The following is a 6,656-nucleotide window of genomic DNA, read 5'->3' as shown; positions in this document are numbered from 1 at the left end:
TCGCTGCCGCCCCCGGAGGCGTAAGGCCGGTTGACGGCAAGGCCCGTGCCCAGGCCCGAGCCGATGGGCAACCTGCCGCGTAAATCGGGCAGGGCGAAGTCTGTCGTGCCGTTGCCGCCAAAAGCGGTACCCAGTAGCGAATAGAGCGCTTCGTGGCCGGCAATGGGCAGCAGGGTTCCGTCGCACGGATGCCAGCCGGCGGGAATTCGGTTGTTGACGCCCGCGAAGGGCCTGATTTCAGCTAAGTAACAGTCAGCCATGATGATTCCTCCAAAAATCGGGTTAGGGGCGCATCGGGTATAGCCCCGCGGTGCAGATGTAATAATTCAGCGCAAGGTAGGGTTGCATATTTTCGTGCGCGGTAGCCCCGCCCGCCGTTCCGACCGTTGCGGGATCCAGCGTAACGGTTGCGCCGCCGGCAGCCGCGTATAGGTTGATGGCATTGCCGGGTGGTGTCGAGGTGATCGTGGCGGCGATGTGGTGGTTCAGGCCTCCGGGTTGATTGCCGTTGTCCGAACAGACATTTACCGCATGACTGTGCGGCGGCGTTTGTTCCTGAGTCAGCGTAGCGGTTTCCGTACCGCCTTTGTCGCCGAAATGCAGGTTGGCGCCGGTTTGGCTGTTGTGCCCGGCGGCGACAGGCACCCGCCCGCGCAGGTCCGGCAAGGCGAAGTTGGTTCTGCCGTCGCCGCCATAGTAAGCGCCGAGCAGCGAAAAAAGCGCCTGGTTTTGCGCAACGGGCAGCAAGGTGCCATCGCACAAATGCCAGCCCTCGGGCGCGAAGTTGAGCGCCCAAAGCTTAATTTCTCCTAGATATGAATCCATCGTGTATGTCCTCCCGCGAACGAACGGTTAAGAGAGCCCAATCGGGATATTTTGGTATCCGGTTGAGCAGGGGTGCCGGCGGAACAGCTAGGCCGTTAATCAGCCGACCGTTGCCAGCATAGTAGAGAATGCGGAATATGCCAGGGATTTGTAGCGGATCTTACAGATAGTTTAAGCTGCGCATCACGGCGGCGTGGTCGGTCTCGATACGCGTAACTTGCGCGGGCGTGAGACTTTCGCGCCAGCCGCCGGCAATGCCGCGGCGGAAGAAGCCTTCGACTCCGGGCGGCGTTTCCACGAAGCCCCTGGCTTTTTCCTCGCTTCGCAGCCGTTCGAAAGCAACGGCCTCCACGGCGGCGGCGATCTTGTCCCGGTCGGCGTCGATACCGAGGAAACGGACGGCCGCGCCGAAGTGTGCCTCGGGGTCGCTCAGCATGTCTTCGTATTTGAGCAGCAACCGTCCGACCGGTGCCTCCAGCCAGCTTTCCACATGGCCGCTCCAGGAAGTGAGCCGTTGCGGCAACTGCTTGGGGATGAAACGTTTGGACATGGACATCATAGCCTGGGGATTGCTCATCCGCTCTATGGCCTGATCCAGGCTCTGCCTCATGTGATGCGCCAGCGACACCGCCACATCGCGAGGGTCGCGAACCAAATATATTGCGCCCAATGTGAGCTCAATCGGAAACAACGGTTCGCCGGCGGGCGTCAATTCCCACGCATCGTGTACCTTGCGCAGCAATGGCGCGTTTGCCGCTTGCGCCTCCAATTCGTACATGCGGGGACGGGCGCGGGTAATTTCTTCGTCGGTGAGATCGTTGGACTCGATGTCGAGCAAGCGCTCGAATTCGTCGCGCACGGCGGCATGACCGCCGCTGAAAGCCATGGCATTGATATCGGGTGTCGCGCCTTCATGGCTTAGGCTTTCCAGAAACAGCCGCAACCAGGTATTGCCGGATTTAGGGTAGGAGGCAAGCCAGAAATAGCGCTTCATCGCGGGCGTTGCAATAGCGTCTTCTTAGGGGCCGGGAGAAGACAATGAAACAAAAGCCTCTTGGGTGCGTTTTTTTTCATTCCGTGCCGGAGCCCGCAAGAAGTGGGCGCGTTACGGCGGCATGCGCTTCGACCTGTTCCGCCAGGGCATCCAGGCGATGCAGCGATGGGTCTTCCGCTCTACGCAGCCGGTAGACGGGGGCAATCCGGGCCAGTTTGGACAAGCCGAGGAATAGTGCCGGCGGCGGCTGGATTTTCATGCCGACCGCGCGGCGGTAGATCATCCGGTCGAGAAGGGCCATGGCCATCGCCGGCGCGGCGCGGTCAATGGCGCAGCTTTTCAAGAGCCTGTCGGTATGTAGGATATAGATGGCCGACGGCGGTAGCGGTGCCGGCGCGAAACCGTCGGCCGCCGGGACATGGAACTTGGGTTGTCCGGGACGGTTTGCTATCAGGCCTTGGTGCGGTAAGGCCAGCCTGTCCAGTACGTCGAGCGAGAGTTTACGCATGGGGAAAGCCGGCAGCAACATGGCGGTTGGCGTATCGAAGGCCGTTATGTCGTCGGCTACCAGAGCATGGCCGCGAGCGCCCAAGGCCGCCGCCAGAGTCGATTTTCCAACCCCGGAGTTGCCGGCTATCAGGATGGCGCGGCCGTTTATACGCACCGCCGATGCGTGGATCGGCAGCAACCCGCGTTGGTGGCACAGTACGCCCAGTACCGAACCGAGCAGAAAGGTGCGCAGCTCGGATTCGTCGGCATGCTCGGCAGGTTCCAGCACAATGCGCCGTCCTTTTTCTACCCAGAACTTTCCCACCTGTTCCAGGTGGAGCAAGAATCGGCCGTCGGCCCACAGCGTGCTGTGCGGCAGGGTGTAGAGCGGCGGTTCGGCGGGGGTGGGGATGGCGCCGAAGGAAATGTCGATATCGACGGGACTGTCGCCGCCAAGCCAGGGAAGCAGGTCCGGTAAAGCGAGCGCCGAACGGACGCGCCAGCCGCATAGGGTGAGATCGCCTTGCATCCTCGCGGTACTCGTCAAGCCGTTGGATCGGGCAGTATCTCGATCAGGCATTCCTTGGCGAGAGCGTCGAGCAATGCCAGGACGTCCCGCCGGATGGTTTCCGGGTCGGCATCGTATTCCTCGCCGAGTATCGCGCACAGCTCGGAAACCGCAATCCTTCGCTCAAGCCGCCGCCAAATATCGGCGCCTATGGCATCCAGACTGTAATAATTACCTTTTTCGATGGACATTAACACTAAGGCGTCATCGACTTCAGCGCTCAAACTGTTCTCGCTTCGGCGGATTTTCGATGATAGGGAAAGCAAATTTGAATGATAGGACATGAGCTGCTTTGTTCGACGCTAATCGAATCATTCTATACGCCGGTGCCACCACTGACAATGCTTCGAAATCGTTGTATCGGTTTGATGGCTCCAACATTAAGGCATTATACGGCTTTCGAATTGGCCGGCGGATTTTTAGGGGCAGGGTGTTCAAGCGCGCGGAGTGCAGCTAGAATAGCCGGATTATTGTTCTAACGGTTTGATAGCGGAGCCTGCCGATAGATGTTGAGAATTTTGCGGTCTGACGACGGATGCCATCATGTTTTCACAGCGTTCTTTTAGGGCGTTGCCTTTAATTGCCCGTAAAACGCGAGGTCTTGCGCGGTTGAGCCGGTTCGAGAAAATTTGGCTGTTGCCTGCTTGGTTTTTACTTGGGGTGAGCCGTTTTCTGATCCTGTTTGTGCCTTTCCGGCGCCTGGCCGCCCGATTAGGTGGGGTGGGGCACTTGGCGCCGTGGGTGCCGCTGCTGGGAGCCCGCGATGAGGCCGTGGCATTGTCCATCGCAAGAGTGGTGCGGACGGCGGCCAGGTATACGCCATGGCAATCGAATTGTTTTCCGCGGGCGGTGGCGGCTAGAATACTGCTCGGCTTCCATGGCGTACCTTATGTTTTGTTTTTCGGTGTCAATCGCGATGCCGCGGGGGCGAAGATAACGGCCCATGCCTGGGTGGCCGCGGGGCGGGTCCAGGTTACCGGCGGCGGAAGCTTCGGCCGCTTCGTCGTGGTGGGGTGCTTCGTTTCCAACCGGTGTTCGTTTTCGGGTTGATGGCCGGTTAGGCCGATTTCGATTTTTTCCGTGGAGATACTTTTCTGAAGGACGTATTTCGCTATTTGGCGCGTGGGCCGCGATTGTGCGTCCGTATACCTCGTTAAGATTTTTTTATGTGTTGATCCTGGCGCTGGCGTTTCCCATGCTCGACATGCTGACCGCCTGGCTGTATGGCAATGGCCTGTCCCAGGCCGGTGTGCTGCGCGTTTTGAGGGACTTTTCCATTGCCGCCGTTGCCCTGCTGTGCCTGTGCACCGTACGTGTCCCGCGCCTGTTGGCGCTGCCCATAGTGCTTTATTTTGCCTTCGTCGCCCTTTATCTGGCGGTGGGTTTGGCCGAAGCCGTACCTGCCCGGATTGCGCTGCCGTCGGCAGGCACCTTGGTACTACCGGTGCTGTTGTTTTTGGCGGGGTATTACTGTTTACGTTTCGAGCGGGAATTACGCGTTGTCCTGTCGGTTTGGATATTGCTGGGGCTCGGTAGTACCGTCTTCGGTAGCTGGGAAATCGAGCATACCGAGTTTTGGATAGATACCGTACATTTGCCGGAGTATATGGTCGATGTGAAGAGGGTCGAGGTAGGCCTGGATCCGGAAACCCGGTTGCCCTGGAATTTTTTCAGGAATATGGAAAAGGAGCGCCGAGCGGCGGGGTTGTTGGCCGCGCCGCTGGCACAGGGAACCTTTCTGGCCGCCGTGTCGGTCATGGCGCTGGCGTTGCTTGCCCGCCGTTGGCGTTTAGCGGCCGTGTTGTTGACGGGAATGATGGGCTTCGGCATCTGGCAATCCGGTACGCGCGGAGCGATGATCGCGGAATGCATTGGCGTGCTCGGCGTGTTGGCGGCAAACAGCGGTTTGTTGCGCACGCGGCGCGGCATACGTTGGGCGGCGGCGGCCGTGCTGGGCGGTACCGCATTATGGCTGTTCTATCGGGCGATCGATAGCAGTTTGTCTGTTTACGACAGTTCAACCGTTGGTCACCGGGATGCGTTGTTAAGGAATCTCGAGGAGTTTTCCCGGGTGTGGTTGTTTGGCGAGGGCGTCGGCCGGCAGGGAGCGATTGCCGCGCAAAGTCGGGCAGCGGTCATCGGCGGCGGCGAAGGGGCCTTTTTCTCGATTGCATTTCAACTGGGATTGCCGGGCGCTTTAGTGTTCCTGTGGTTTTATATGAATTGCATCCGTTTGCTGGCGGCGGACGATGGCGGCGAGAGAGGATTGGCGTGGGCATCGGCGGTTTTGCTGGCCGCATTCTCTACCACTTTTGTGTCGTCGGATCATATCCTGACATTGTCGGGTATGGCCGCGCCATGGTTGATGGCCGGAGGAGCGCTTCGCGCCGCGCGCCTTTCCCGTTTGTCCGCATTAGCTCCGGAGCGCGATCGGCGGGTGCCGGTCGCGGATTGTCGTTAGGATAATATGCAAGACAACAATAAAGGATTTGTCATTGGCTGCTAATGTTCTTCAGGTTTACAACGATTTCGAGCCGGAAAAGGGCGGTGGCGGCGTGGCGCGGCATATCGCCGGGTTGGCGGAAATGCTGGCAACGCAGGGGATTCGGGTTCGGGTGGCGGCCAAGGTGGTCGATAGCGACGCGGGCGGCGGCGCCTATCGGGTTGAACGGGCGGGATGGCGCCGGTTTTGGCGTCATGTCGTCTGGGCCGATATTGTGCACGTCCACGGTGCGCGCAAGCCGTATGCCGCATTGGCGGCTGTCCTGGCGGTTCTGCTCGGGCGGCGGCTGATCTACACGCCGCATTGCTATTATGACGAAGATGGCGGGATGCTCAAGAAGCTGTCCAAGCGCTTGTGGGATGCGACGGGCGAACGTTGGCTGTTGCGGCAGAGCCATGCGGTAATTCTATTGTCCGCGCATTGGCTCCAATACTTGGCGGCGCGGCGGTTGCCTGTAACTCATCACGTGATTATTCCCAATTGCGTTCTCGGGCGCGATGTCGATGGCCGCCGCCTTCCTCGCGGCGGCAAGCTGCGGGGAACGCCCGCGCTACTGTCGGTGGGGCGCCTGGACCCGGTCAAGCGTCTTGACGATGCCGTCAGGGCGCTAACCTGTCCATCGCTTTCGGACGCGGTGTTGCATATTGTCGGCCGCGGTTCGGATAGAGAACGGTTGGCGGCATTGGCCGATGAGCTCGATGTCGGCGCGCGCGTACAATTTTACGGTTTTGCCGGGGATGCCGATGTGGCGCGGCTGGCCGCCGCCGCCGATGTTTTTGTCATGCCTTCCGCGGCGGAAGGCATGCCGACGGTGTTGATCGAGATGATTCTTATGGGTTTGCCCGTGGTCGCCAGCGATATTCCGGGCAACCGCGCCGTTCTCGATTTACTGGGTTTGGACGTGTTGTTTCCGTTGGGCGATGTGCCGCGCATGGCCGAGCGGATAACGGCGGCGGCCGCGATGCCGTTATCCGAGACGGTCGAACGCATTGCGCGGGATAACTTCACCTGGGAGCGTACCGCGCACCGTATTGCCGCCCTCTATCTGGAGCCCAAGCAAATGGAGGGGGCGGCGTGATGGAAAGCGGACGCATAGTCTTTCTGGGTTGCCCGCTGGACATGATCGCTCCCGGCGAAATGTTGGCGCGTGCCGCCATGGCTTTGGGCGGCCGGGGGCGGTTGCGTATCGAAGGCTTGAACGTAGCCAAGCTGGTCGAGGCGCGCGGCGATCCGGCGCTGATGGCGGCATTGCGCGAGGCGGAAATGGTGCATGTGGA

The 6,656-nt window shown here is 60.2% G+C and carries 8 protein-coding genes and 1 pseudogene; 4 read left to right on the top strand and 5 right to left on the bottom strand.

Annotated features, from left to right (window positions below; translation table 11 throughout):
- From NP596_RS19080 to NP596_RS19060, 5 genes are all read right to left on the bottom strand, one after another.
- Positions 1–260 (bottom strand): phage tail protein (locus tag NP596_RS19080; RefSeq protein ID WP_256616993.1); only part of this gene is annotated, 260 nt, incomplete at its 3' end.
- 22 nt (positions 261–282) lie between these two features.
- The gene (locus NP596_RS19075; RefSeq protein ID WP_256616992.1) at positions 283–825 is read right to left on the bottom strand and encodes a phage tail protein; all 543 of its coding nucleotides are present in this window, start codon (positions 823–825) and stop codon (positions 283–285) included.
- 160 nt (positions 826–985) lie between these two features.
- Positions 986–1,819 carry a sulfotransferase domain-containing protein gene (locus NP596_RS19070; protein WP_256616991.1) on the bottom strand — a complete coding sequence of 278 codons (834 nt, stop codon included), beginning with the start codon at positions 1,817–1,819 and terminating at the stop codon, positions 986–988.
- Positions 1,820–1,895: 76 nt separating this feature from the next.
- The gene (locus NP596_RS19065; RefSeq protein WP_256616990.1) at positions 1,896–2,837 is read right to left on the bottom strand and encodes an HPr kinase/phosphorylase; all 942 of its coding nucleotides are present in this window, start codon (positions 2,835–2,837) and stop codon (positions 1,896–1,898) included.
- 14 nt (positions 2,838–2,851) lie between these two features.
- Positions 2,852–3,100: a PqqD family peptide modification chaperone gene (locus NP596_RS19060; protein WP_256616989.1), complete on the bottom strand. Its 249-nt coding sequence runs from the start codon at positions 3,098–3,100 to the stop codon at positions 2,852–2,854.
- Positions 3,101–3,419: 319 nt separating this feature from the next.
- Between NP596_RS19060 and NP596_RS19055 the strand changes: the two genes are divergently transcribed.
- From NP596_RS19055 to NP596_RS19040, 4 genes and pseudogenes are all read left to right on the top strand, one after another.
- Positions 3,420–3,926 (top strand): lasso peptide biosynthesis B2 protein, encoded by a 507-nt coding sequence (locus NP596_RS19055; RefSeq protein ID WP_256616988.1) that lies wholly within the window; start codon positions 3,420–3,422, stop codon positions 3,924–3,926.
- 85 nt (positions 3,927–4,011) lie between these two features.
- A complete protein-coding gene (locus tag NP596_RS19050) occupies positions 4,012–5,337 on the top strand; it encodes an O-antigen ligase family protein (protein WP_256616987.1) in 1,326 nt (441 codons plus the stop codon).
- A gap of 34 nt (positions 5,338–5,371) precedes the next feature.
- Positions 5,372–6,457, top strand: coding sequence for a glycosyltransferase family 4 protein (locus NP596_RS19045; protein ID WP_256616986.1), 1,086 nt, complete (start codon positions 5,372–5,374; stop codon positions 6,455–6,457).
- A pseudogene (locus NP596_RS19040) lies at positions 6,457–6,656 on the top strand (WecB/TagA/CpsF family glycosyltransferase); the annotation flags it as partial. The gene NP596_RS19045 and the pseudogene NP596_RS19040, both read left to right, overlap by 1 nt.

This window comes from Methylomonas rivi (assembly GCF_024505165.1).
Taxonomy (GTDB): domain Bacteria; phylum Pseudomonadota; class Gammaproteobacteria; order Methylococcales; family Methylomonadaceae; genus Methylomonas; species Methylomonas rivi.
This window is presented reverse-complemented; position numbering and strand designations above follow the sequence as displayed.

Coding starts and splice junctions, on each gene's coding strand:
- NP596_RS19075 (WP_256616992.1), bottom strand. CDS start 825: ATGGATTCATATCTAGGAGAAATTAAGCTTTGGGCGCTCAACTTCGCG.
- NP596_RS19070 (WP_256616991.1), bottom strand. CDS start 1,819: ATGAAGCGCTATTTCTGGCTTGCCTCCTACCCTAAATCCGGCAATACC.
- NP596_RS19065 (WP_256616990.1), bottom strand. CDS start 2,837: ATGCAAGGCGATCTCACCCTATGCGGCTGGCGCGTCCGTTCGGCGCTC.
- NP596_RS19055 (WP_256616988.1), top strand. CDS start 3,420: ATGTTTTCACAGCGTTCTTTTAGGGCGTTGCCTTTAATTGCCCGTAAA.